The sequence below is a fragment of the Gluconobacter sp. Dm-73 genome, assembly GCF_018256215.1.
GTDB classification, from domain to species: domain Bacteria; phylum Pseudomonadota; class Alphaproteobacteria; order Acetobacterales; family Acetobacteraceae; genus Gluconobacter; species Gluconobacter cadivus.
In genome coordinates this window covers 228781-253207 of record NZ_JAERLW010000006.1, presented here as the reverse complement: position 1 = coordinate 253207, position 24427 = coordinate 228781, and the positions used below count along the sequence as shown (strand labels likewise).

General features: G+C 61.4%; 22 protein-coding genes. 6 read left to right on the top strand and 16 right to left on the bottom strand.

All coding sequences use genetic code 11. The features are described from left to right. Positions 1-152: 152 nt before the first annotated feature. Positions 153-1004: an enoyl-ACP reductase FabI gene (fabI, locus tag JK176_RS08430; RefSeq protein WP_099285158.1), complete on the top strand. Its 852-nt coding sequence runs from the start codon at positions 153-155 to the stop codon at positions 1002-1004. A 1-nt stretch (position 1005) separates the two neighbouring features. Then, complete coding sequence (gene aroC / locus JK176_RS08425; protein ID WP_211587435.1) at positions 1006-2088, top strand: chorismate synthase; 1083 nt, start codon at positions 1006-1008, stop codon at positions 2086-2088. Between the two features lie 22 nt (positions 2089-2110). Here the strand turns inward: aroC and JK176_RS08420 are convergent, their stop codons facing one another. Then, positions 2111-2542: an OsmC family protein gene (locus JK176_RS08420; RefSeq protein WP_211587434.1), complete on the bottom strand. Its 432-nt coding sequence runs from the start codon at positions 2540-2542 to the stop codon at positions 2111-2113. Between the two features lie 338 nt (positions 2543-2880). Between JK176_RS08420 and JK176_RS08415 the strand changes: the two genes are divergently transcribed. Both JK176_RS08415 and JK176_RS08410 read left to right on the top strand, forming a co-directional pair. Then, the gene (locus tag JK176_RS08415) at positions 2881-4857 is read left to right on the top strand and encodes a ribonucleoside-diphosphate reductase subunit alpha (RefSeq protein ID WP_194261441.1); all 1977 of its coding nucleotides are present in this window, start codon (positions 2881-2883) and stop codon (positions 4855-4857) included. A gap of 25 nt (positions 4858-4882) precedes the next feature. Next, complete coding sequence (locus JK176_RS08410) at positions 4883-5902, top strand: ribonucleotide-diphosphate reductase subunit beta (protein WP_211574218.1); 1020 nt, start codon at positions 4883-4885, stop codon at positions 5900-5902. On the opposite strand, the gene JK176_RS08405 is transcribed toward JK176_RS08410, so the two are convergent. Continuing rightward, positions 5899-6765, bottom strand: coding sequence for a tRNA1(Val) (adenine(37)-N6)-methyltransferase (locus JK176_RS08405; RefSeq protein WP_211587433.1), 867 nt, complete (start codon positions 6763-6765; stop codon positions 5899-5901). The genes JK176_RS08410 and JK176_RS08405 overlap by 4 nt on opposite strands. A 149-nt stretch (positions 6766-6914) precedes the next feature. Here JK176_RS08405 and JK176_RS08400 point away from each other — a divergent pair, with 149 nt between their 5' ends. Further along, positions 6915-7970, top strand: coding sequence for a polyprenyl synthetase family protein (locus JK176_RS08400; protein ID WP_249194342.1), 1056 nt, complete (start codon positions 6915-6917; stop codon positions 7968-7970). Positions 7971-8006: 36 nt separating this feature from the next. Here JK176_RS08400 and murI read toward each other — a convergent pair whose 3' ends face one another. Then, a complete protein-coding gene (gene murI / locus JK176_RS08395; RefSeq protein ID WP_211587432.1) occupies positions 8007-8855 on the bottom strand; it encodes a glutamate racemase in 849 nt (282 codons plus the stop codon). After that, on the bottom strand, positions 8855-9601 hold the full coding sequence (locus JK176_RS08390) for an orotate phosphoribosyltransferase (RefSeq protein WP_211587431.1): 747 nt from the start codon (positions 9599-9601) through the stop codon (positions 8855-8857). Before JK176_RS08390 ends, murI begins: the two co-directional genes overlap by 1 nt. A 207-nt stretch (positions 9602-9808) precedes the next feature. Between JK176_RS08390 and JK176_RS08385 the strand changes: the two genes are divergently transcribed. Continuing rightward, complete coding sequence (locus JK176_RS08385; protein WP_024716776.1) at positions 9809-10045, top strand: hypothetical protein; 237 nt, start codon at positions 9809-9811, stop codon at positions 10043-10045. A gap of 16 nt (positions 10046-10061) precedes the next feature. Here JK176_RS08385 and JK176_RS08380 read toward each other — a convergent pair whose 3' ends face one another. The 12 genes from JK176_RS08380 to JK176_RS08325 form a co-directional block, all read right to left on the bottom strand. Then, on the bottom strand, positions 10062-11357 hold the full coding sequence (locus JK176_RS08380; RefSeq protein ID WP_211587430.1) for a citrate synthase: 1296 nt from the start codon (positions 11355-11357) through the stop codon (positions 10062-10064). A 92-nt stretch (positions 11358-11449) separates the two neighbouring features. Beyond that, positions 11450-11965, bottom strand: a complete 516-nt coding sequence (locus JK176_RS08375; protein WP_211587429.1) for a histidine phosphatase family protein — start codon at positions 11963-11965, stop codon at positions 11450-11452. Continuing rightward, a complete protein-coding gene (locus JK176_RS08370; protein WP_099285138.1) occupies positions 11965-12309 on the bottom strand; it encodes a chorismate mutase in 345 nt (114 codons plus the stop codon). Before JK176_RS08370 ends, JK176_RS08375 begins: the two co-directional genes overlap by 1 nt. Beyond that, entirely contained in the window at positions 12299-12985 is a 687-nt protein-coding gene (locus tag JK176_RS08365; protein ID WP_211574223.1) for a metallophosphoesterase, read from the bottom strand. The genes JK176_RS08370 and JK176_RS08365 overlap by 11 nt, the downstream gene beginning before the upstream one ends. Before the next feature lie 112 nt (positions 12986-13097). Beyond that, a complete protein-coding gene (locus JK176_RS08360; protein ID WP_211587428.1) occupies positions 13098-17633 on the bottom strand; it encodes an AAA family ATPase in 4536 nt (1511 codons plus the stop codon). Positions 17634-17667: 34 nt separating this feature from the next. Beyond that, positions 17668-18303, bottom strand: coding sequence for a thioredoxin domain-containing protein (locus tag JK176_RS08355; protein ID WP_211587427.1), 636 nt, complete (start codon positions 18301-18303; stop codon positions 17668-17670). Continuing rightward, complete coding sequence (locus JK176_RS08350) at positions 18304-18939, bottom strand: thioredoxin domain-containing protein (RefSeq protein WP_194261650.1); 636 nt, start codon at positions 18937-18939, stop codon at positions 18304-18306. It abuts the gene before it with no gap. A gap of 56 nt (positions 18940-18995) precedes the next feature. Continuing rightward, positions 18996-19943 (bottom strand): hemolysin family protein, encoded by a 948-nt coding sequence (locus tag JK176_RS08345; RefSeq protein WP_211587426.1) that lies wholly within the window; start codon positions 19941-19943, stop codon positions 18996-18998. After that, complete coding sequence (gene ybeY, locus JK176_RS08340) at positions 19940-20446, bottom strand: rRNA maturation RNase YbeY (RefSeq protein ID WP_062110379.1); 507 nt, start codon at positions 20444-20446, stop codon at positions 19940-19942. The genes JK176_RS08345 and ybeY overlap by 4 nt, the downstream gene beginning before the upstream one ends. Further along, on the bottom strand, positions 20415-21593 hold the full coding sequence (locus tag JK176_RS08335) for a PhoH family protein (protein WP_211587425.1): 1179 nt from the start codon (positions 21591-21593) through the stop codon (positions 20415-20417). Before JK176_RS08335 ends, ybeY begins: the two co-directional genes overlap by 32 nt. Then, positions 21587-23014 (bottom strand): tRNA (N6-isopentenyl adenosine(37)-C2)-methylthiotransferase MiaB, encoded by a 1428-nt coding sequence (gene miaB / locus JK176_RS08330; protein ID WP_211587424.1) that lies wholly within the window; start codon positions 23012-23014, stop codon positions 21587-21589. The genes JK176_RS08335 and miaB overlap by 7 nt, the downstream gene beginning before the upstream one ends. Before the next feature lie 245 nt (positions 23015-23259). Continuing rightward, the gene (locus JK176_RS08325) at positions 23260-24216 is read right to left on the bottom strand and encodes a 1-acyl-sn-glycerol-3-phosphate acyltransferase (protein ID WP_211587423.1); all 957 of its coding nucleotides are present in this window, start codon (positions 24214-24216) and stop codon (positions 23260-23262) included. Positions 24217-24427: the final 211 nt, after the last annotated feature.

Genomic DNA, 24427 nt, shown 5'->3' with positions numbered 1-24427 from the left:
TGAAAACGCTCAGGAACCGTCGTCGCGCCGGAGTGATGCCTTAATGTCCTGTCAGAAGGCAAAAAACCGGGCAATCGTCGCAAAGTCTTGTCTGTAACGGGCGCTTGTGCAACCACCACCCTCAATACGCCAACGCGATTCAGGAAATCACCATGTCTGAAACGGAAGACAATATCCCGGCACCCGTGACCGGAACCCTCATGAAGGGCAAGCGCGGTGTGATCATGGGTGTCGCCAACAAGAACTCGATTGCCTGGGCCATTGCCAGTGCCTGCGCGGCACAGGGTGCGGAACTTGCTTTCACCTATCAGGGTGAGGCGCTGGGCAAGCGTGTCCGTCCGCTGGCCGAGAGTGTCGGGTCCGAACTCGTCATCTCCTGTGACGTCAGCGATGACGACGCCATCAACACCACGTTCGACGAGATTGAGAAGGTCTGGGGCAAGATCGACTTCGTGCTCCACGCCATTGCTTTTGCGGACAAGCAGTATCTCCGCGGCCGCTATATCGACACGCCGCGCGATGCCTTCCTGCAGGCTATGGACATTTCCTGTTATTCCTTCGTGGCCGTCGCCCGTCGTGCATCCGCGATGATGAATCCGGGCGGATCGTTCCTGAGCATGACCTATCTCGGTGCCGAGCGCGTCATGCCGCACTATAATGTGATGGGCGTAGCCAAGGCGGCTCTGGAAGCCTCCGTACGTTACATGGCCGCCGATCTGGGCCGCGACGATATCCGCGTCAACGGCATCTCCGCCGGTCCGATCATGACGCTGGCCGCCAACGGGATCAGCGATTTCCGCTACATCCTGCGCTGGAACCAGCTCAACGCTCCGATGGAGCGCAACGTGACGCTCAAGGATGTCGGTGGTTCGGGCATGTACCTGCTCTCCGACCTGTCCAGCGGCGTGACGGGCGAAATCCATCATGTGGATTGCGGCTACCACACGGTCGGCATGAAGAACCCGGACGCACCGGATATCGCAGCGGTTGGCTCCGGGACCTGACATGTCGGACAACAGCTTCGGGAAGCTCTTTCGCGTCACCACCTGGGGTGAGAGCCACGGACCAGCCATAGGCTGCGTCATCGATGGCTGTCCGCCCCGCCTGAAGCTGTCCGAAGAGGACATCCAGCCCTGGCTCGACCGTCGTCGTCCGGGACAGTCCCGCTTTACCACGCAGCGCCGGGAGGCGGATCAGGTCCGCATCCTGTCGGGCGTGTTTGAAGGCCAGACGACCGGCACCCCCATTTCGCTGATGATCGAAAATACCGATCAGCGGTCGAAGGATTACGGCGATATCGCAACCCGGTATCGCCCCGGTCACGCTGACATCGCTTACGACATGAAATACGGCATCCGTGACTATCGCGGAGGCGGGCGCTCTTCGGCGCGCGAGACGGCCATGCGTGTTGCAGCGGGTGCCGTGGCGCGCGTTTTGCTGAAAACGCTGGTGGGGGAGGACGTGAAAATCCGCGCGGCCCTGACCGGCATTGGTGGTCAGACCATCGATCCGTCCCGCTGGGACTGGGACGAGGTGGAGCGCAATCCGCTCTGGTGTCCCGATGCGGGTTCCGTGGGCTCGTGGGAGGCTCTGCTCGACTCCGTTCGCAAAGAGGGTTCGTCCATCGGCGCGACGGTTGAGGTTGTTGCCGAAGGTCTGCCCGCCGGACTCGGTGCGCCGGTTTATGGCAAGCTGGATGCCGATCTGGCGGGCGCCATGATGGGTATCAATGGCGTCAAGGGCGTCGAGATCGGGGATGGTTTTGCCGTGGCCGCCCTCCGTGGCGAGCAGAATGCCGATCCGATTTCGCCGGGGCCACAGTTCGCGTCCAACCATGCCGGTGGCATTCTGGGCGGTATTTCCACAGGGCAGCCCATCGTGGCGCGTTTTGCGATTAAACCGACCAGTTCGATCCTCACGCCCGTTCCCAGCATTACGCGCGATGGCGAGTCTGTCGAAGTGATGACCAAGGGGCGGCATGATCCCTGTATCGGAATCCGCGCCGTTCCTGTGGCGGAAGCGATGATGGCCTGCGTACTGGCCGACCATCTGCTGCGCGATCATGCGCAATGTGGCTGGGGCCGTTAGACCCCCGCCAGCACACGACGTTTTAGTGTTCGAGGGTGGCATCCAGCGTGATGTTCGCCTTGATGACCTGCGACAGCGGGCAACCCGCCTTGGCTTTGTTCGCAATGTCGAGAAACTGGGTCTCGGACGCACCCGGAACCTTGCCGCGCAACGTGAGATGAGACTGGGTGATGGCAAAGCCTTCGCCGGACTTGTCCAGTGAGATGGTCGCCTTCGTTTCCAGTGACTCGGCTTTAAAGCCAGCCTGTTCCAGCATCATGGACAGCGCCATCGTGAAACACCCGGCATGGGCCGCACCGAGCAGTTCCTCGGGGTTCGTGCCGGGCTTGTCTTCAAAGCGGGTGTTGAAGCCGTAAGGCTGGTCATGCAGAGCGCCGCTCTGGGTGGAAATCGTGCCTTTGCCGTCCTTGAGACCGCCGGTCCAGTGGGCTGAGGCTGTCTTTTTGATGGTCATGATGAGCTCTTTCGCAATGTGGGTTTCGTACCTCAAACGCGATGCCGTTCGGATCGTTGCCCGACACGATGTTCACCAAATTTCCCAACCCTGTGACCGCTATCACACACCGGGAAAACACCTCGGGGGAAAACTCTTGGGATAACAACGCTTAGGGGCAGTTTTCTGCGATCGGCACTATATCTAGGGGCATTAACGAATTCCTTCCCTAGATATGGGATGGTTCAAATTCACAGCTCTTTCGATTTTGCAAGCGAACTTCGTGCTTGCGATCGGGTTCGGAGTGATGGAAATGAGTGCTCAAGATTTCGAAAATAGATGCCCTGCGGAGAGAGCGAATGACCCTTCATGACGTGACGATGGACGTGTCCGATCAGTCCGACCGACCGCATGATGTGCGTCCGCTTTCCGACCATCCTGTGGGCGAGACGCCGATTCCCGGAGATGCCAATTCGGCGGACATGTTCGACGATGTGGTGCAGCTTCCGGGCCATCATGCCGTACGCGTCGATCGTTCGCGCGATTCCCTGCTGACGGATTTCGGCAAGGCGACACTCAACAATCGTTACCTGCTGCCGGGTGAGGACTATCAGTCACTTTTCGCCCGCGTCGCCTCCTATTACGGCGCGGATGCGGGTCATGCGCAGCGGATTTACGACTACATTTCCCGCCACTGGTTCATGCCGGCCACGCCCGTTCTGTCCAATGGCGGAACCGAGCGCGGTCTGCCGATTTCCTGCTTCCTGAACGAGGCCGAAGACAGCCTCGAGGGAATCGTGGGGCTGTGGAACGAGAACGTCTGGCTGGCGTCCAAGGGCGGCGGCATCGGGTCTTACTGGGGCAATCTGCGGTCCATCGGCGAAAATATCGGTCGCAACGGCAAGACCTCCGGCGTCATTCCCTTCATTCGCGTCATGGACAGCCTGACGCTGGCCATCTCGCAGGGTTCGCTCCGTCGTGGTTCAGCGGCGGTGTATCTGCCCGTCTGGCATCCGGAAGTGGAAGAATTCGTCGAGATGCGCCGCCCGACGGGTGGTGATCCGAACCGCAAGGCCCTGAACCTGCATCACGGCGTGCTCGTGACCGATGCGTTCATGCGTGCTGTGGAAAACGACGAAGAATGGGCGCTGCTGTCGCCGAAGGATCACAGCACGATCCGCAAAGTTTCGGCGCGCGGTTTGTGGATCCGGATCCTGACGGCCCGGATGGAGCAGGGCGAGCCCTACATCATCTATTCCGATCATGTGAACCGTGCGCGGCCCGAGCATCACAAGCTGGCTGGTCTGGAAGTGAAGACCTCCAATCTCTGCGCCGAGATCACCCTGCCGACCGGCATCGATCATCACGGCAAGAACCGCACGGCTGTCTGCTGCCTGTCCTCGCTCAATCTCGAGACCTGGGACGAATGGAAGGATGATCCGCAGTTCATCGAGGACGTCATGCTGTTCCTCGACAACGTGTTGCAGGACTTCATCGACCGCGCTCCGGATGACATGGCGCGTGCCAAATACGCCGCTGCGCGTGAGCGTTCGGTCGGGCTAGGCGTAATGGGTTTTCACTCATTCCTGCAGGCCCGGATGATCCCGTTCGAGTCCGTGATGGCGAAGGTCTGGAACCGGAAGATTTTCGAATATATCCGCAAGCAGGCCGATGCTGCGTCGAAGCATCTGGCAGAACTGCGTGGTCCGTGCCCGGATGCCGAGGAATACGGCTTTATGGAGCGCTTCTCGCATAAGCTCGCCATCGCGCCGACGGCCTCGATTTCGATCATCACGGGCAATGCCAGCCCCGGCATTGAGCCGATCAGCGCCAATGTGTTCCTGCAGAAAACGCTGTCGGGCTCGTTCTCGGTGCGCAACCGCCACCTGAAGAAAATTCTGGAAGAGCGTGGGCAGGACACGGATGAAGTCTGGTCGGCGATCACGCTGAACAAGGGCTCGGTGCAAAACCTCGACTTCCTGACGCAGGATGAGAAGGACGTGTTCAAAACGGCGTTCGAACTCGACCAACGCTGGGTCGTAGAACATGCCGCAGATCGCGCACCGTTCATCTGTCAGGCGCAGTCGGTCAATCTGTTCCTGCCAGCCGATGTACATAAGCGTGACCTGCATCAAATCCATTTTCAGGCGTGGAAGAAGGGCTTGAAATCCCTTTACTACTGCCGCTCCCTATCTGTGCAGCGCGCCGATGCGGTGTCCACGCTGGCGGTAAAAAGCGACATTCTGGAAGACGAAAAATACGAAGCCACGGCTCAGGCCGCCCCTCGCGGCGAAATGAGCAGCGGCGATTACGAAGAGTGCCTGTCCTGCCAGTAATGGCGGGACGTGAAAGGACGCGATCATGAGCGACACCACCCCGATCTCCGGCACGCCGGACGAGCAGCATTTCGACCTGATGACCGCTAATCCGGTCTACAAGCCCTTCCGCTATCCTTGGGCCTATGACGCCTGGCTGACCCAGCAGCGCGTCCACTGGCTGCCCGAAGAAGTGCCGCTGGCTGATGACGTGAAGGACTGGCACCGGACGCTGACGGCAGCAGAACAGCATCTGGTGACGCAGATTTTCCGCTTCTTCACGCAGGCCGACGTGGAAGTGAATTCTGCGTACATGAAGTATTACAGTCAGGTCTTCAAACCGACTGAAGTGCTGATGATGCTGTCGTCGTTTTCGAACATTGAGACGATCCACATCGCCGCGTATTCCCATCTTCTTGATACCATCGGGATGCCCGAGACCGAGTATTCGGCCTTCCTGAAATACAAGGAGATGAAGGACAAATACGATTTCATGCAGTCGTTCAACATCGACAGCAAGCGTGAAATCGCCAAGACCATGGCCGCCTTCGGGGCGTTTATGGAAGGCCTCCAGCTTTTCGCGTCCTTCGCGATTCTGCTGAACTTCCCGCGCTTCAACAAGCTCAAGGGCATGGGGCAGATCGTGTCCTGGTCGGTGCGTGACGAGACGCTGCACTGCCTGTCCATGATCCGCCTGTTCCGCACGTTCATCCGCGAAAACCCGGAACTGTGGACCGCCGATTTCCGCGAGGAACTGACGCAGGTCTGCCGCACGACGGTCGAGCATGAAGATGCGTTCATCGATCTGGCGTTCGAGATGGGCCCGGTCGAGGGCATGTCGTCCGATGACGTAAAGGCCTATATCCGCTTCATCGCCGATCGTCGCCTGACACAGCTTGGGCTGGATCCGGTCTATGGGCAGGAAAGCAATCCGCTGCCGTGGATCGACGACATGCTCAACGCCGTCGAACACGCCAATTTCTTCGAGAACCGTTCGACCGAATATTCCCGTGCCTCCACCTCCGGCACATGGGAAGAAGCGTTCGAAGGTAACGTTTTCAGCTAAAAACAGGGTCTGGAGAGGTCCTGACTTTCAGGCAGGGCTTCTCCGTCTCTCAGAACGCGCTCTGCGGCGGCGGTGAAACGCCCGTCTGCTTCATGCAGAACCAGTCCGGCCCGAAGCCGGAAGATCCCCCGTCCGCTATAAACGGCGCGGACCAGAACCAGCTTCGCTTCGCGGCCCGCTCGTGGCCAGAAGGGATAGAACTGGATCGAGCCACACCCATTTTCCAGTAAAGTTCGACAGATCCTGTCCGCACTGGCGGCTGACAGGACGAATGTCAGCGTTCCGCCCGGCAGAACCCACTTTGTCAGCGCGCGCGCCCAGTCTTCCGGTGCTGTCGTCTCCGCACTCAGGGCGAGGCGGCGTCGGTTGTCGGGAGAGGGCGTGCCGTGCGGGCTATGCCAGGGTGGGTTGGCCATCACATGATGAAAACGACCATTGGCGGTTGGTGTGAGGGCGCGCAGGCTTTTGGGGATGTCGGGCAGATGGGCGTGGACCACCTGAATCCGCGTTGCACCGTCGGGATCAGCATTGGCGCGGATATTGCGCTCGGCCAGTGCCAGAGTTTCCGGATCGGCTTCCAGCCCGAATCCACGAACCCTCGGAAGGCGCGCGGTGAGGCACAACAGGGCTGCTCCAGCCCCACAACCCGCTTCCAGAACCGTTTCGCCAGTTTTTGCCGGAATGGAGGCCGCCATGAGAACAGGTTCCAGGCCCGTCCTGTAACCTTCGGTGAACTGGTCGTATCGCACGCGCCCTCCCAGTAGCGATCCTTCTTCGCGGGTGGGACCGGGAGCGGAAAATGCATGCCCGGAGAAGATGTTCGGAGGGGGCAATGGGTTGACCGTCTTCCTGCTGCCGCTCATATGGTCTTTCCAACCTGTCGTCCGGCGTTACATGGTCCGTTCGTTCTTGTCGCGACAGGAGAGAAAGAACGGGCTACGCCACATCATATCGTGCCCGTGCGCTCCTGGGCCAGCCCCCGGAGCCGTTGCGGGAACTGGAGTAATGACCCTTGGATTCTGCCGCACCGGACGTTTCTGCGACCGTTGATAAAGCTGTGCTCAGGGATGCAGGGAGCGAGAGCGCCCTTTCCGCTCTGTCCGCCTATCTGGAACAGGACATGCAGGCCTGCAACCGCGCCATTATCGCGCGGATGGAGAGCCCGGTCCCACTCATTCCACAGCTTGGCGCTCATCTTGTTGCAGCGGGTGGCAAGCGCCTGCGGCCGCTGCTGACGCTCGCTGCCTCCCGCCTGTGTGGCTATCAGTCGACTCCTGAAAACCAGCGTCATGTCGGACTGGCAGCCTGTGTGGAGTTCATCCACACCGCAACGCTGCTTCACGATGACGTGGTCGATGAGAGCAATCTGCGTCGTGGGCTGGCGTCGGCCAATGCGGTTTTTGGCAACAAGGCGTCCGTTCTGGTGGGCGACTTCCTGTTCGCACGCTCCTTCCAGCTGATGACGGCCGATGGCTCGCTCAAGGTCATGGCGATCCTGTCCGATGCTTCGGCGACGATTGCTGAGGGCGAAGTCCTTCAGATGGTGACGCAGAACGACCTTTCCACGCCGGTTGAGCGTTATCTGGAAGTCATTCACGGCAAGACGGCAGCCCTGTTCGCGGCAGCCTGCCGCGTCGGCGCGGTCGTTGCCGATCGTCCCGAAGCGGAAGAAGTCGCACTGGACTGTTTCGGCACCAATCTGGGCATGGCGTTCCAGTTGGTGGACGATGCGCTCGACTATGCTGCCGATCAGCAGGTTCTGGGCAAGACCGTTGGCGACGACATGCGCGAGGGCAAGATCACGCTGCCGGTTCTGGCCGCCTATGAAGCGGGTTCTCCCGAAGACCGGGCGTTCTGGGAGCGTGTCATCGAAAAGGGCGAGCAGACGGAAGCTGACCTGCCGCACGCACTGGCCCTGATCGAGAAGACCGGCGCGATTGCCACGACCATCGCCCGCGCGCAGGTCTATGCCGCCGAGGCCGTCGAAGCGCTGTCCATTTTCCCGGACAGTGAACTGCGTCGTCTGATGACGGAGACGGTCCAGTACACCGTCGATCGCGCCCGCTGAAGCGTGTTAGCCCCTGCCTGATCGGGCGGGGGCTTTTCAGCTGTCCGCTGTCATGGGCGGAACGGGGGCGGTGAGCAACTCCCACTTCCTGAAGCCGAGCCTTGCGGCGGCGGCTTCAAGCCCCGGCGCAGTATGCGGCAGCCGGGTCATCAGGAAGCGGCCTTTCTGCGCTGCTTCTGCGCCGTAGGACACTGTCTGAAGGACGGTTCCGACCTGTCGCGCGACGGCGGAAGCAGGGTCCAGCCAGCGGACGTCCTTCGGTGAGAGACGCTGGAAAGCATCCATCAGAAAGGTGTAGTGGGTACAGCCCAGCCCGACCGTATCAAGTTCGCTGCCATAAGGCTGCCCGAACAGGCAGTCCAGTTCGTGCTGAATGTCCGTATCCGCAATAACCTCACCCAGAAAAGCACGTTCCGCCAGATCAGCCAGCCTGCGCGCGCCATGAGTAATCAGACGGCAATCCGCAGCAAATTCCTGATGGAGCCGAAGGGTGTAGGGGCGTCGTGCAGTGGCGGAGGTCGAAAGCAGGCCGATCACGCGGGTTTCCGAAACCCGCCCGGCCCAGCGGATGGGGGGGACGCATCCGACCACCGGGATGTTGAGTCGTGCACGCAGGGCGGGGAGGGCGATCGTACTGGCGGTATTGCACGCAATGATCAGCACATCGGGTTGGAGATCGTTGCAGGCCGCGACCAGCAGGCTAACGATACGCGCTGTCAGCAGGTCATCCGGCTGTTCGCCATAGGGAAAGAGCGCCGTATCGGCGAGGTAGTCGATATGAAGAGCGGGAAGGAGATCGCGCAGGGCCTGCACGACGCCCATCCCTCCAATGCCGGAGTCAAAAACCAGACTCCGGCCTGCTGGCACGGATGCGCCAGTCTCCATCAGGCTTCAGCTTTGGCCTTGAGAGCCAGTGCCTCTTCCGCGCTGCTCACGCCGCCATGCTTCTTCGACCAGCCACACGGATCTTCGAGGAAGCGGCGGACCTCGGCGCTGTCTTTTTCAGAGAAGTAGTTCTCGCCCGCACAGGCTTCCAGCACGTCCCACCAGGTGCAAAGCGCATGGAGCGAAATGTCCATATCCGCCAGCGTTTTGTGAGCGCCAGGGAAGACGCCGTAGAAGAAGACAACGAAGGTGTGGTTCACGATGGCTCCCGCATCGCGCAGGGCATTGGCGAATCGGATCTTGGACGCGCCGTCCGTCGTCAGGTCTTCGACCAGCAGGGTGCGCATGCCTTCGGGCACATCGCCTTCGATCTGTGCGTTGCGGCCAAAACCCTTGGGCTTTTTGCGGACATAGGCCATCGGCGTCATCATCCGGTCCGCGATCCAGGCGGCGAACGGAATACCAGCGGTTTCGCCACCCACGACGGCGTCAATGCTTTCATAGCCGATATGGCGGCCGATCTTTTCAACGGCCAGTTCCATGATCTTCGTACGCGCACGCGGAAAGAAAATGATCTTGCGGCAGTCAATATAGACCGGGGACTTCCAGCCTGACGTCAGGGTGTAGGGGTCTTCCGGGCGGAAGTTGATGGCCTTGATCTCAAGCAGGATACGGGCCGTGGTGAGGGCCGCGTCGCGGTCCCACTGGGTGCGGCCCGCCATCGGGCTCTCGGCGAACTGGGTCATGCTTGTCTCCGCTGACGTCGTTTTCTCGTGGTTTACCGGGCTGTCGCCGGGAAGGGTAGGGGCAATATCGCCCCCTTTTGGACTGTGTGAATTTTATCCGCTGCCTGTCAGTGTCACAGGCTGTTCCGATCTTCCCGCTTGCATGGGAGGCCGGGGAGTTCTAGGGAGGGATATCGATATTCATTCTCATTTACGGCAGGATCAGAAGTGAGCATAGAGACCAGCCGGATCGGCCGGAAATGCGAACGCGCTGTTGTCACGGCCTATCAGGAACTGCGGGAGGTCGGCCAGCCGGACATGCAGGCCTTCGCCGCATGCACGACGCTGTACCGCATCCATCACCCCGAATCTTCCGTCAAGGAAGCCCGCCGCCTTGTCGCGGAGTGGATCGACCATCACGTCGTCCGTCAGGCCAGAGGCCAGACGCCGGGCTGCGACTGCTGAATTATAGAGAGGAGCCTCAGCTCCTCTCGCTCATCGGGACGAAACTCCGCTCCGCCGCACCGATATAGAGCTGTCGAGGGCGGCTGATGCGGACGGACGGTTCCTCGATCATTTCCTTCCACTGACTGACCCAGCCGACCGTCCGCGCGACAGCGAACAGGACGGTGAACATGCTTTTGGGAATGCCCAGAGCCTTGAGGATCAGTCCGGAATAGAAATCCACATTTGGATAGAGGCGACGGCTGACGAAATAATCGTCCTCGGTCGCCACACGCTCCAACTCCATCGCCAGATCCAGCAGCGGGTCACGCTTGAGTCCGAGTTCTTCAATGACTTCGTGGCAGGTCGCCTGAAGAATTTTCGCCCGCGGGTCGAAATTCTTATAGACGCGATGCCCGAAGCCCATCAGGCGCACCCCGGAATTGCGGTTCTTGACCTCATTGAGAAAGGCCGGGATGCCGTCGCGGCTTCCAATGGATTCCAGCATACCCAGAGCCGCCTCATTGGCCCCCCCATGCGCAGGTCCCCAGAGGGCTGCAATGCCCGCCGCGATGCAGGCATAGGGGTTCGCGCCGGTTGAACCGACGAGCCTTACAGTGGTTGTGGAGGCGTTCTGCTCATGATCGGCATGCAGCAGCAGGATGCGATCCATCGCACGCGCCAGAACCGGATTGACGCGGTAATGGTTGCCGGGACGGGCAAACAGCATGTGCAGGAAGTTCTCGGAGAACGACATGTCTTCATCGGGATAGATGAACGGTTCGCCGATGGAGTATTTATAAGCCCAGGCCGCGATGGTCGGAACTTTGGCGATCAGACGCCGGGCGGAAAGATCCCGCGCCTCGGGCTGGGAGATGTCCAGTCCGTCATGATGAAATGCGGATAGAGCGCCCACGGTCCCGCACAGGATCGCCATGGGATGCGCGTCGCGGCGGAAGCCGTTGAAGAAGTTCCGGATCTGCTCGTTCAGCAGCCGGTGGGTGTTCATGTCCTTACTGAAAGCCTGATACTGCGCGGCCGTCGGCAGTTCGCCGTAAAGCAGCAGATAGGCGGTTTCCGTGAAGCTCGCATTCAGGGCTAGATCTTCGATCGGATAGCCGCGATGCAGCAGAACGCCTTTGTCACCGTCAATATAGCTGATGGCGCTGGTGCAGGTGGCGGTGCTGCCCAGTCCGGGGTCGAAGGAAAACACGCCCGTTTTCTGGGACAGGGCGCGCATGTCCATGACGTCCGGACCGATCGTTCCTTCCAGCAGCGGAAACTGGCGGCTGAGGCCATCGAGGCAAAGGGTCGCGGAACGATTTTCGGACATGCAGAAGATAACCCGCCTAAGATGTAAGAATGTTATTCCGTTTTATCTCTGAAAGGTTTTTTGTGTCCAGAGAGCGTCTCTGAACAGAGCTTTCAGGGCAAAAGAAGTGTGGCCGGCTGAATGGTCGACGGACGGACATCCAGCCAGTGTCCCGGAACGTCGAGAATCGTCAGACCCGCAAGCGGATACCCACGGGAAAGAGCCGAGAAACGCATATTCTGAAGGGCCGGGCCAAGGAGGTCGCAGGCGAACTCACCGATGGTCGGATTATGCCCGACGATCAGAAGCGTTCGTATAGTCTCGGATGTGGCATGCACGAGACCGTAGAGGGTGTCCGGGGTTGCGGAATAGAGGCTGTCTTCGATTGAGACTGAAGCCGCCTGATCCAGCGCGTCCAGTACGCCCTGAGCCGTTTGTCGGGTACGGATGGCAGGACTGCACAGAATTTGTATTGGATCGGGCAGATCGAGTGCAGCAAGCTGTCTGCCGATGCTCGCGGCCTGTTCGCGCCCTCTGGACGTCAGCGCGCGATTGCGGTCGCCGTCTTCCGTCAGGACGTGCGGGACGGCCTCCGCATGGCGCAGCAGCAGGAGGCGGTGCAGGGGCATCAGGCTTCCGAAGCCTTGCGCGCATTGGCGGCGATGGCTTCATGATGGCGGATGACTTCGTGAATAACGAAGGCCAGAAACTTTTCGGCGAAATCCGGATCGAGATGCGCGTCACGGGCGAGCTGGCGGAGGCGCTCGATCTGCCGTGTTTCGCGGGACGGGTCCGCAGGCGGCAGATGGGCGCGGGCCTTGAGCTGTCCGACTTCCTGCGTACAGCGGAACCGTTCCGCAAGCATGTGGATCAGGGCGGCATCAATATTGTCGATGCTGCCGCGCAGGCGTTCGAGTTCAGCTAGAGCGGGATCGGGAGTGCGGGAAGGAGAAGACACAGGCTCAGGGCTCATTCAGATCAATCCATGCAAGATGGCCGCCTTTTCCGGCACCAAGATCGGTAAAGACGGCCGTGCCCCCCAGACGTCCCGTCCGGCGCCAAGGGCGTCCGTCGGTCGAACGGCGGTCATGGCCGACATAGACCGTCATCCCTTCGGGGATGCGGTTGATCCAGGTCAGGCGGCGTTCGGGATAGCCATCCGACTGCATACGGCCGGTGGTTTCTCCAAAAAGAGCACGGGACAGGGGTGCGGACATCTCGCCCAGACCCGGCACGGGGGAGTGGGACAGCATGGCGGTATGAAACCCTCCATGCACGAACAGCGAGCGCCCGATCCGCAGCCATGTCGGCGCCTGATCGATCGCCCGGTAGATTCGTTCGGGAAGGCCGTCATATTCCGGCAGCGAGATCTGACGCAGCGTTTCCTCAAGCGGAGGATCGCGTCTCAAGCGGCGGCCTTCAAGGGCGCGACCGAGTTTGCGGTCATGATTGCCCAGAATGAAAAGTCCGCGTTGCTGCTCCAGAAGATCGAGCATCAGCTCCATCACGCCCGCGCTATCCGGCCCGTGATCGACGAGGTCTCCGAGCTGGATAACGAAGCGTTCCGTCGCCGTTGCATGCCGAAAAGCATTCAGATCGCCATGCACGTCCCCCACCACGCGAATGCCGTGTTCACGGATTCGCGTCATGACAGGGTCGGGAAGGGGAGGATCAACGAAGATGGCGCGTGCTTTCTGATTTTCCTTCTATCAAAGGGCCAGAACGGTCCAAGGTCAATTTATCTGTTTGAGAAAATTGACCTTAGCCGTCCATCAACGCAGCTGCGCGCCCCAGATCGACTGACAGAACCCGGCTTACACCACGCTCCTGCATCGTGACACCATAAAGACGATCCATATGCGCCATCGTCAGTTGATGATGCGTCACGACCAGAAACCGCGTTCCGGCTTCCTTGGTCATGTCGGACAGGAGCGAACAGAACCGCTCCACATTGGCGTCATCGAGCGGCGCGTCCACTTCATCGAGCACGCAGATCGGGGCCGGATTGCAGCGGAAGGTCGCAAAGATCAGCGACAGTGCGGTCAGGGCCTGTTCGCCACCCGATAGCAGGGACAGCGTGGAGAGCTTCTTGCCCGGAGGCTGCGCGAAGATTTCCAACCCGGCTTCCAGCGGGTCATCGCTTCCGACCATACCCAGATGGGCGCGTCCGCCGCCAAACATCCGGGCGAACAGGGACTGGAAATGCCGGTCCACTTCCGAAAAGACGGCCAGAAGGCGCTCACGTCCTTCGCGGTTGATCGTGCCAATCCCGCCGCGCAGCCTGTTGATGGCAGCCGTCAGTTCAGCGTGCTCGCGGGCGATGGTTTCCGCCGTCTCGCGGGCTTCCTCGAATTCGGCTTCGGCGCGCAGATTGACCGCACCAAGGTCTTCGCGCTCGCGTGTCAGGCGGGAGAGGCGCCGGCGGGTCGCGGTCTCGGCCTGTTCGGAGAGGTCGGACGGATAAGCCGCACCCTGAGCGCCGCCTTCCGGGGGTTCGCTATCGGCCAGCAGGCGCTCTCGGGCGGCAACAGCCTGTTCCGCGCGTTCGGTCAGACGTGCGATCGCCTCACGCCCCGCAGCCAGCGCCAGATCGGCGTTGCGGCGCTGTTCCTGTGCTTCAAGCCCGGCTGCTCCAGCGGCCTCATCAGCGGCCCGCGCGGCATCGTAAGCGCTCTGGGCGTCCGTCAGGGTCTGGTCGTGTCCGGCAAGTTTGCGCTCCAGTTCGGCAGGGACTGCGCTGACGGTCTGGAAGCTGGTGTGCAGTTCGTCCCGCCGATCCTGCAGATGCGCAAGGCTGGCGTTTCCGGCTGCAATCTGACTTGCCAGCACTTCAAGTCTGGCGCGGATAGCAGTTAGCGCGCCGGTCAGGCGAACGTCCTCAAGTGAAAGGCGGCCGCTTTCGGTAAGGGCCGCTTCCAGAAGGTGCCGGGTTTCATGGAGCGGGGCCGTGGCGTCCTGAACCGCCTGTTCCAGCAGCGTGGGTTCGGGACGTTCCGCCAGTTCGTCCGTTCGTTTCGCATGCTCGTCCCGTAGACGGCTGACGAGGGCCTGAAGTTCCGTCTGGCGCGGTTGCAACGCCGAGCGGCGTGCGAGGGTCGTTGCGGCAGTCTGGTCCAGCATTTGGAGTTCGCGCGTCAGACGCTGGGCGTCTTCACGGCTCTTTCGCGCGGCTTGTGTTGCTGTATCCGCCGCAGACCGTGCCACATCGAAAGCCTGCTGCGAGGTTTCGGCGGCGGTCCTCAAGGCGGAAATGTCAGGACGGTTTTCCTGCTGTTGAAGAGAGGCACGCTGTTCTGCAAGACGGGCCTGTTCCAATTCCAGCCGCGCTACGGCTTCATCCAGATCCCGCAGACGCGCCAGTGTGGTGTCGTGGCGCAGAAGAGCCTGATCCAGCGTCCGGGCGGCGGTATCGGCGGCATTCCGGGCGTCCTCAAGCCTCGTTCCCGCCACGCGGAGTGCTTCGCGGGCGGCTTCGGCATCTTTTGTGCTGTTCCGCGCCTGTGCCTGAAGGTTCTCGGGATCGGGATGGGCGGCCAGTTCGGCTTCTGCCTCCGCGACGCTGGTCTGTGCGGCTGTCTGCGCGCCTTCCGCGTCTTTCAGCCGTTCGCTGGCCTGCTCCCAATGCGTGAGAGCAAGGGCCGCTTTTTGCTCCATCCGTGACGAGACGGTTCGGGCTTCGGCCAGTTTGGGTTCGAGTGTCGCGCGTTCCTGTCGCAGAGTGGTCAGGGCAGCTTCGGCCTGCTCGCGGGCCTGCAAGGCTGCGACACAACTTTCTTTCAATGCGGGCTGTGAGGCAAGATGAGACTGAAGAAGCGCGCGGGCGTCCGTCAGACGGCGACGCTGCTCCAGTCGGGCCGCACCGGAATCCGGCGCGTCGGCTGACCGCGTGAAGCCATCCCAGCGCCAGAGCGCTCCGCTGCGGCAGACCAGAACCTGTCCCGGCTGGAGGGTTTTTTGCAGTTCGGGCCCTGCCGCGTCGTCATCCAGCAGGAATGCGGCGTCCAGACAGCGTTGCAATGCTTCAGGAGCCTGAACCAATATCGAAAGCCGGACGCAGTTCTGCAGTTCCGCAGGCGCAAGCCGCTCTAGCGGCCGCCAACGCCGATCGGCTGGAACATGGTCCGGAGCGAGAGAGGCATCCAGCCCGTCCGCCAGAACTGCTGCGACGGCCCGCGCCATGTCTGCGGGAAGATCCAGCACATCTTCAAGCGGGTCGGGTTGCGCGGCCACAGCATTGAGACTCTGCTCCAATCCTTCACACTCGCCCTGCGTGCGCAGGATCAGCGTTTCCAGCGCGGAAAACTCTTGCCGGGCCTGCGCCTCCCGCTCACGGGCGGTCGTGAGGGTGGCGTCCGCGTCCGCAAGAGACCGCTGAAGGGTTTTCAGGCGGCCTTCAGCCTGCGTAACGGTATTGCGGACGTCCTGAACCGTTTGTTCCGGAACGAGAGCGGTCCGGGCTGTCGCCTCCGACGTTGCGGCGATCTGCACTTTCTGGCGCGCCTGATCGCGTGTCTGGCGGCTCTGTTCGACGACCCGCAGCAGCGTTTTATGACGCTGCATGCCTTCCTCGGCTGCCGCACGGGCTTCCAGCCAGATTGTGCCGAGGCGTTCCTGCTCCTGCCTTGCCTGCGTTTCCTGAGCGTGGGCGTCGCTCTGGGCCTGTGCCGTGACGTCGCGGGTTTTTTGAAGATCCGCTCTGACTGCTTCGGTCAGAAGAGCAGTCTGGGCAGTCTCACGCGTTGTTCGATCCTGCGTGATCTGGGCCTGGGTCGTTTGCAAGCGTCTGTCCAGATCGGCTTCCGTAGCTTCCAGCGTCTGAAGGCGATTTTTGCCGTCTGTCAGCGCCCGTCCGTCCAGTTCTGCTTTCAGGCGTGCCTCCTGCAAGGCCGTTATGCAGTTTTGTTCCCTGCGGCTGTCGGCTTCGGACTGTTCCTGCATCGACGCAGCATTCCGGCGCAGCGCATTTAGCGTCGCATCATCAGGCGTGGTTGCGTCCAGCGCAGCGATTTCCGCCTGAATCGCGTCGAGTGCGCTGGCTTCCGTATCGAGCCGTAGCGTCAGGGCCTCAAGCCCTTCTATCATCGCATCCCTGCGAATGGCTTCGGCATCCCGCAGACGGATTGCGTCTTCCAGCGCAAGCGCCTGCTCCTTTTCGAGCGCGTCCAAACGCTCGCATTCAGCGCTGCAGGCCAAGCGAAGTTGCGGGAGCGAAGCTATCTCTGCTTCAAGCGCCTCACAGTCTGCGGCAGTCGTTTCCTGTGTCGCCCAGTCCGCCGTCAGACTGGCATGACTTCGGGCCAGATCTCCTTCCGCCTGTTCGAGGCGCAGGCGTGTTTCGGATTCAGCCTGTCGGGCGCGGTCGAGATCCTGTTTCAGGGTCTCAGATTGTACTTTCAGCCGTTCAAGCGTGCTGCGGAGGCGGTCGGTTTCTTCGCGCGCCTGTGGGGCGGCCTTGCGGGCTTCGAACTCGGCGATGGCCGCGGTTTCGGCAGCGCGTTCGGCTTTTTTCAGATCTTCGTGCGCCTTAGCCAGATCGTCCCGGCTGCGCTGTACGGCCAGATTGGCGCGGGCATGAAGCAGGGCATGGAGCGCGGTTTCAGTCTCGCGGATTTTTTCGGAAAGCTCACGGTATTTCCGGGCCTGAACCGTCTGGCCTTCGAGGCTCGCAAGCCGCTCCTCAAGTTGCAGACGCAGGTCTTCGGCGCGGGAGAGATTGGTTTCGGTCTGGCGGAGTTTGAGTTCGGCGTCGTGGCGGCGGGCATGCAGGCCGGTGATGCCGGCGGCCTCTTCGAGCAGCAGTCGCCGTTCCTCGGGCTTGGCGGCGATGAGCTGGCCAACGCGGTTCTGGCTGATGATGGCGGAGCTGCGTGCGCCGGACGCCAGATCGGCAAACAGGGTCTGAACGTCACGCGCGCGCATGACGCGGCCGTTGATGCGGTATTCGCTGCCCGATCCGCGTTCGGCCCGGCGGCTGATTTCCAGTTCCTCCGCGTCCTGAAACGGCGAGGGCGCCAGACCTGCCGCATTGCTGAGATGCAGCGTGACCTGTGCGATATTGCGGGCCGAGCGTGCGCCCGTACCGGCAAAGATCAGATCATCGAGCTCTCCGCCCCGCAGGGCGCGGGCGGAGGTTTCGCCCATCGCCCATCGCAGGCCTTCGACGACATTGGATTTACCGCAGCCGTTCGGCCCGATAATCCCCGTCAGGCCCGGAAGGATATCGAGACGCACCTCATCGGCGAAACTCTTGAAACCGCCAATGCTCAGGCGGTCGATCGTCGTGGTACGGCTCGACATCAGGGGAGGGAAATACCGGTCCTAGAGAGGTGGATCAGGACGCCTTGGCGACAAGATCGGCAAACTTTTCGTAGGTTTCCGGGTCCTGGTCGTAATGCGTATTGTTGAAGCGGAAATACGGCGTACCCTGGATGTTGTAGGTGTCCGCGTCCTTCTTCACCTGATCAAACAGCGCCTCGGCGAAGGCATTGTCCTTGCTGATGGCGTCGAACTGGGCTGCCGAGACGCCGGCGAGGGCAGACATCTGCTGAAGGCGCTGCATCGGGTCGCCACCTGCGGCGAAAGCCCACTGCATCTGGCTGGAGAACAGGGCCTCAATGAACGGAACGTAGCGTTCTTCCGGCAGAGAGCGGGCCACCATGGCCGCTGTCAGGCCAACACGATCACCGCAGAAATCATGAAACTGATAGCGGATCTTTCCCGTATCGATCAGCTTTTCCTTGATTTTGGGGAATTCTTCCGTCGCGAAATGCGCACAATGCGTGCATGTCAGCGAGAACCATTCCTGCACCAGAACCTTGGCATTCGGGTTGCCGAGAATGCGTGGGCTCAATCGGGCGTCGGTGGAGCTTGCATCGGCGGCGTGGGCCGTACCAGCAGCGGTTCCCGCAATAGCAAGAGCCGGAGCGGCGGAGACGAAAAAGCGGCGGGAAAGGGAAAGACGGGTCATTCAGGAAGCCTTTGCGACTGCTTTTGCGAAATCATCATAGCTCCCGACCACGTCGGGCGCGGGAACATCATTGATACGGAAATATGGCGTGCCCTGGATCTGGAGGAAAGCGCCGTCGTGATCTTGCTTGTTGATAATGGCCTCGCGCAGGGCATTATCTGCGTTGATCCGGTCAAATTCCGCAGAATTCATCCCGAACAGGGCAGTGCGTTTCTTCAGTTCGGCAACCGGATCGATATTCTGTGCGAACGCCCACTCGTCCAGATGGTCCAGCAGATCCGTCACGAAGGCTTCGTAGCGGTCCACTGGCAGGGAGCGGGCTACCATAGCGGCCAACAGGGCGACCTGATCGATCGGGAAATCATGAAAGCGGTAACGGATCTTTCCTGTGTCGATCAGGTTCTTGCGGATCTGCGGAAAGATCTCTTTCGAAAAATGGGCGCAGTGCGAGCATGTCAGGGAGAACCACTCGTCCACGATGATCTTCGCATCCGGCGAGCCGATAACGCGCGGTCCCATGCGCGGGTCGCTGGCGGGCACATCGTCCGCCCGTGCGAACGGTGCCGCCGCAATGGCCGCGAGAGCCATTCCGGAGGCGAGGAGGGTACGGCGGCCGAGAAGCTGGGCGGCAGGCATGAACGGGGCTCCGCTGGAATCGATGGTGATACTCGAACGACGAACACGCGGCTCCGTCAAGAGCCCCGGTCGTCTTCCTGTGTCTTGATGGTGGGAAGAGGTTTGTTCTCCCAGCCTTCCGGAACCCGCATGCGCAGGGCGCGAATATGCCGGGCGTCTGCATCTAGGACGCGGAATTCCAAACCGCTTTCATGCGTCAGAACTTCATCCCGGGCCGGGACATGTTCGGCCAGACGGAACACCAGACCACCCACCGTTTCGATTTCGGCTTCGCGTTCGGCATCCGTCAGGACGGCGCCAAGCCGCTCCTCAAGCTGCCGGACGGGAAGGCGGGCGTCGATATCGAAAGATCCGTCCGGACGCTCAACCCACATGGTCGTCACCGGATCGTCGTGCTCGTCCGAAATATCGCCGACGATGGTTTCGATCAGATCTTCGATCGTCACGAGCCCGTCGATGCTGCCATATTCGTCAATGACAAGGGCCATGTGCATCTGGCGCTGACGCATCTGGAGCAGCAGGTCCAGCACCGGGATCGTGGGCGCGATCATCAGTGGCTGACGGAGCAGCGGGCGGATGTCGAAGGCGTCTGGTTCGCCGACATAGGCAATCAGATCCTTCACATGGATCATGCCCGCAATGTCGTCGAGCTGGTCGCGATAGACCGGAAGGCGGGAGTGGTTTTCCCGACGCATCAGGTCCAGCGCTTCGCCGAACGGGAGAGCCTCGGGCATGGCAATAATGTCTGCGCGTGGGATCATGACGTCATCAGCCGTGATGTCGCGCAGGCGCAGCACGTTCATGATGAGGGCACGTTCCTGCCGGTCGAGTTCAGGCTCGTCGCTGGAATCCTCGGTCGGCTGGCTGGCTTCGTGAACGAGGGTCGCGATGGATTCGCGCAGGCCCTGATCGCGGTTGCGACGGTTGAATAGTCCGAAAAGTCCGCGTGAGGAGCGGCTTTTGCCCGACTCTTCCGATAAGCGGTCGTTGGTATCGTCACTCATATCCGGACACTCCCCGCCATCTGCCCGTTGCCCTGCTGCCATGGATCGCCAAAGCCGAGGGACCGAAGCGTCCGGGTCTCGATCCCCTCCATTTCCCTAGCTTCACCGGGGTGGTGATGATCATAACCGGCAAGATGCAGCGCGCCATGCACTACAAGATGCGACAGATGCGCCTTCAGTGAGCGTCGTGCGGCATCTGCTTCCCTGCGGACAGTTTCGTAGCCCAGAACGATATCTCCGCCATGCTCCGGCGAAAGTGGCTCGAACGTCAGGACGTTCGTGGGCTTGTTCTTGTCCCGGAAGCGCGCATTGAGGCGCTTGACGACCCTGTCCGTTGCCAGAAGGATCGAAGGGGCCGGAGACTGTGTGAAATCGGGGCCACCCTGGCGGGCGACCGCGACGAGAGCGCGCCGGATTGCGCGCTCCGTTCCCGGCACCGAGGCGCGCCAGCGCGCGTCCTCGATGATGATGTCAGTGCCGGCGTGTCGACTTGGAGGTTCCATTGTTTTCCCGGCGCAGCCTGTTCCGGAAGACGTCCCGGGGGGCTGGCGCTTTCTGTTCATAGGCATCGACGATACGGGCAACCAGCGGATGGCGCACCACATCTTCGGAAGAAAAACGCGTTATGCCGATTCCCTTGATACCTTCAAGGGTCTCGACCGCTTCGCGCAGACCGGATGATACACCACTTGGCAGGTCGATCTGACTCAGATCGCCCGTAATGGCCATGCGTGTGCCTTCGCCCATGCGGGTGAGGAACATCTTCATCTGGGCTGCAGTCGTATTCTGGGCTTCGTCCAGAATGACGTAGGAATGAGCAAGCGTGCGTCCGCGCATGAAAGCGAGCGGCGCCACTTCGATCTCACCCGTTCCCATGCGGCGCACCACCTGATCGCCCGGCATCATGTCATGCAGGGCGTCATAGAGCGGGCGCAGATAGGGATCGATCTTTTCGCGCATATCGCCGGGCAGGAAGCCGAGGCGCTCACCGGCTTCCACGGCCGGGCGTGACAGCACGATCCGGTCCACCTGTCCGGCGAGCAGCATGCCGACGGCCTGTGCGACTGCGAGATAGGTCTTGCCCGTGCCAGCCGGACCAATCCCGAACACCATGTCGGTATTGGCCAGCATCTCCATATAGGCGGCCTGACCGTGCGAGCGCGGCGCGATGACACCGCGTTTGGTCCGGATGGCGGGTAGGTCCCCGAACGGAGCGGCAGGCAGGGTCTGCGGCTTGCCGTTGCCTTTTTCGGGGCGGCGGGGCGCATGGCCGCGCTGGCGTTCTTCCGGAGCCGGACGAACCTGCCGTGTATCGACCGGGCGCTCCGGACGGCTCGGGAGAGCGGTCAGGCGAATGACGCCATCGACCTGCGAGGCATCGATCGTGCCGCCCTGTTCGAGCTGGTTGTACAGTGCGATGATGGCCGCCTGCGCCCGCCCGACCGCATCCGTTTCGCCAGAAATGGCAATCTTGTTGCCACGACAGGACAGCTTGACGTTGAACCCTTCCTCCAGCCGGACGAGATGCCGGTCATGGTCTCCCAGCAGGCGCTGGAGCAGGATGTTGTCGTTGAAACGCAGGGCAACGGTGCGGTTGCCTTCGGAGCCACTGCTGGTGGCGACGGGACGGGTCGGGTGCGTTGTCAGCAAGCGGAGGCTGTCTCCCGGATCAGGGTGCCGCCCAGAGAATTGGTGCGGCGTGTGGTGATGGCGACCTTGACGGTGGAGCCGATCAGATGATCGGGGCCGTCGAAGTGAACAGGCTGGAGGTAAGGCGAGCGCCCGGCGATCTGCCCGGGCTTGCGGCCCCGGTTCGTCACCAGAATCTCCTGCACCGTCCCGACCATGTCGGCGTTGAAGGCGTCCTGCTGTTCGCGCAGAAGCGCCTGCAACTCGGCCAGACGGCGATCCTTCACGTCCTCGGGCACCTGCATCGGCTGGCCTGCGGCGGGTGTGCCCGGACGGGGAGAATATTTGAAGCTGTAGGCCATGGCGAAACCGATATCGCGCACGAGCTGCATGGTTGCTTCGAAATCTTCTTCCGTCTCGCCGGGATGACCGACGATGAAATCGGACGACAGGGCCAGATCCGGGCGGGCTTCGCGCAGCTTGCGGACGCTCTCGCGGTATTCGTCCGCCGTGTGACCACGGTTCATGGCCTTGAGAATCCGGTCCGAACCGCTCTGCACTGGCAGGTGCAGAAACGGCATCAGTGCCGGATTGTCCCGGTGTGCGTCGATCAGGCTCTGATCCACGTCGCGGGGGTGGGACGTCATGTAGCGGATGCGGCCCAGGCCCGGGATCTGCGCGAGCTGCTCGACCAGCCCCGCCAGCGTTGCACTTCCGCCGTTGCCGTTATCGCCATGATAAGCGTTCACGTTCTGCCCAAGCAGCGTGATTTCACGCACACCACTTTCGGCCATCCGCCGTGCTTCCGCCAGAACGGAAGCCACCGGGCGGCTCGTCTCCGCGCCACGGGTATAGGGCACCACGCAGAACGAACAGAACTTGTCGCAGCCTTCCTGAATGGTGAGGAACGCCGTGAGGTTGCCCTGCGTCTGGGGGGCAGCATCCGTGGGCAGGAAATCGAATTTCTGCTCGACCGGGAAATCCGTCTCGATCACCGCACCACCCGCACGGGCGGCGCGGGCCACCATTTCGGGCAGTTTGTGATAGGTCTGCGGGCCGAGCACCAGATCGACATAGGGCGCGCGGGAGAGAATGACCTCGCCCTCAGCCTGCGCGACGCAGCCTGCCACCGCGATGATGGTCCGATCCTGACCATTTCCGATCCGCTCGTCACGGATTTTGCGCAGCCGTCCGAGTTCGGAAAAGACCTTCTCCGTTGCCCGTTCGCGAATGTGACAGGTGTTGAGAATGACCATGTCCGCGTCTTCGGGACGCTCGACCGGTCCGTATCCCAGCGGACGAAGGACATCGGCCATGCGTGCGCTGTCATACACATTCATCTGGCAGCCCCATGTGATGACATGAAGGCCGCGCGGCGCCTGCACGGCAGACGCGGGATCGGAAGAAGCGGGCGTGGCTGGGGAGTTCGGCGTGGCGGTCAAGGTCTCGATCCGGGAATGGCAGAATCAGGCACACACATCGGGGCAGGCATCCTCGGGGTCAAGCCTGTTCTGGTGAACGGCTGGCCGAGCGCAACGGGCCGACGGATGATCAGACGGGCCTGAATGGGTAATACCACCTCCGGACACGAAAGCCGGGTTGCCGCCGTGTCATAATCCGAAAGTGGCGTGGAGGCAGGCTTCAAGTCAAGATAAACCTGATGGCAGACCGGATTGCAGCCTGCATTTCAGGCTCTGGCCGCTTTGGGCTGGCCGCGGCGGAGGTCTGCTGCGCCGGTATTGACGGCCTCGAACGTCGCGCGGGACAGGTCCTTGCGGGAGAGGAACTCATCCGGCGTGATCGGTTCATGCAGCATCAGAGACGCTCCCATGGTCCGCCATTGGCCGAAAGACCAGAGATGCGGCGCAAGGTCCATGTCGCCATACCATGAAAACACATTCCGGCGGCTTCGTCCGACCGGCAGGCCTTCCAGACTGTCATAAACGACGGAAACGGGCTGGATCAGAACGGGCGGGGCCTTGGGCAGGCCGACTTTTTCCAGACGTCCGGGTTTCGCGACCGCGAAAAACGACGACAGGAACGGCAGAACGCGCGAGCCGTCCGAGGACGTGCCTTCGGGGAACAAAACAATATCGTCCCCATCCCACAGATGTGCGGCCATTTCCTGAAGCTCGCGGCCGGTATCCTGACGGTTGCGGCTGACGAAAATCGTGCGGCCCAGACGGGACGCCGTGCCGATGAGGGGCCATTTGCCGACCTCACCCTTGGCGACGAACACGACAGGAAGCTCGCTGCCGATAATGGCGATGTCCAGCCAGGAGCAGTGATTGGCCACGAACACCACCGGGCGCTTGCCGTTCCGGACGTCCTTTGCAGTCCGGACGCCACCCGCGCTCTGGCCGATGACTTTTGTCTTGATGCCCAGAATCCGGCACACGCCTCTCCAGTAAATGCGCGGCATCATGATTTTCAACCGCCCGGGCAGACGCACCAGAACGGCCTGAAGACTGCACGCCCAGAACGTCCAGATCAGGACGAGGGACAGGCGCAGCGCACAGCGTAGACGGCTGTAGAAGGATGTGGATGTTGTCGGCTGAAAAGCCGGGAAGGCGGCATTTTCATCCACGACGGGACGGTTGTGACCGCGTCGGCTCTTCGGGGTCTTGGCATCACGATGGGACATGGGTGCTGAGTGATACGGTTTTCGCAGGGACGACACAATCTTGTTTGTTTCCACGCCTTCAAACAGAGCATTTTTCCGGACTGTCTCCGTCGTGAAGGGCTTGACAGGGAGCGCCGTGCAAGGTTCCTCGGATTATGCAGTCCTGTCGTTCGGTCTGCGCGCCCGTATCCGGCTTTTACAGGCCGGAAATGCCCTCAAGACAGATTTTCAG

Coding starts and splice junctions, on each gene's coding strand:
- fabI (WP_099285158.1), top strand. CDS start 153: ATGTCTGAAACGGAAGACAATATCCCGGCACCCGTGACCGGAACCCTC.
- aroC (WP_211587435.1), top strand. CDS start 1,006: ATGTCGGACAACAGCTTCGGGAAGCTCTTTCGCGTCACCACCTGGGGT.
- JK176_RS08420 (WP_211587434.1), bottom strand. CDS start 2,542: ATGACCATCAAAAAGACAGCCTCAGCCCACTGGACCGGCGGTCTCAAG.
- JK176_RS08415 (WP_194261441.1), top strand. CDS start 2,881: ATGACCCTTCATGACGTGACGATGGACGTGTCCGATCAGTCCGACCGA.
- JK176_RS08410 (WP_211574218.1), top strand. CDS start 4,883: ATGAGCGACACCACCCCGATCTCCGGCACGCCGGACGAGCAGCATTTC.
- JK176_RS08405 (WP_211587433.1), bottom strand. CDS start 6,765: ATGAGCGGCAGCAGGAAGACGGTCAACCCATTGCCCCCTCCGAACATC.
- murI (WP_211587432.1), bottom strand. CDS start 8,855: ATGGAGACTGGCGCATCCGTGCCAGCAGGCCGGAGTCTGGTTTTTGAC.
- JK176_RS08390 (WP_211587431.1), bottom strand. CDS start 9,601: ATGACCCAGTTCGCCGAGAGCCCGATGGCGGGCCGCACCCAGTGGGAC.
- JK176_RS08380 (WP_211587430.1), bottom strand. CDS start 11,357: ATGTCCGAAAATCGTTCCGCGACCCTTTGCCTCGATGGCCTCAGCCGC.
- JK176_RS08375 (WP_211587429.1), bottom strand. CDS start 11,965: ATGCCCCTGCACCGCCTCCTGCTGCTGCGCCATGCGGAGGCCGTCCCG.
- JK176_RS08370 (WP_099285138.1), bottom strand. CDS start 12,309: ATGAGCCCTGAGCCTGTGTCTTCTCCTTCCCGCACTCCCGATCCCGCT.
- JK176_RS08365 (WP_211574223.1), bottom strand. CDS start 12,985: ATGACGCGAATCCGTGAACACGGCATTCGCGTGGTGGGGGACGTGCAT.
- JK176_RS08360 (WP_211587428.1), bottom strand. CDS start 17,633: ATGTCGAGCCGTACCACGACGATCGACCGCCTGAGCATTGGCGGTTTC.
- JK176_RS08355 (WP_211587427.1), bottom strand. CDS start 18,303: ATGACCCGTCTTTCCCTTTCCCGCCGCTTTTTCGTCTCCGCCGCTCCG.
- JK176_RS08350 (WP_194261650.1), bottom strand. CDS start 18,939: ATGCCTGCCGCCCAGCTTCTCGGCCGCCGTACCCTCCTCGCCTCCGGA.
- JK176_RS08345 (WP_211587426.1), bottom strand. CDS start 19,943: ATGAGTGACGATACCAACGACCGCTTATCGGAAGAGTCGGGCAAAAGC.
- ybeY (WP_062110379.1), bottom strand. CDS start 20,446: ATGGAACCTCCAAGTCGACACGCCGGCACTGACATCATCATCGAGGAC.
- JK176_RS08325 (WP_211587423.1), bottom strand. CDS start 24,216: ATGTCCCATCGTGATGCCAAGACCCCGAAGAGCCGACGCGGTCACAAC.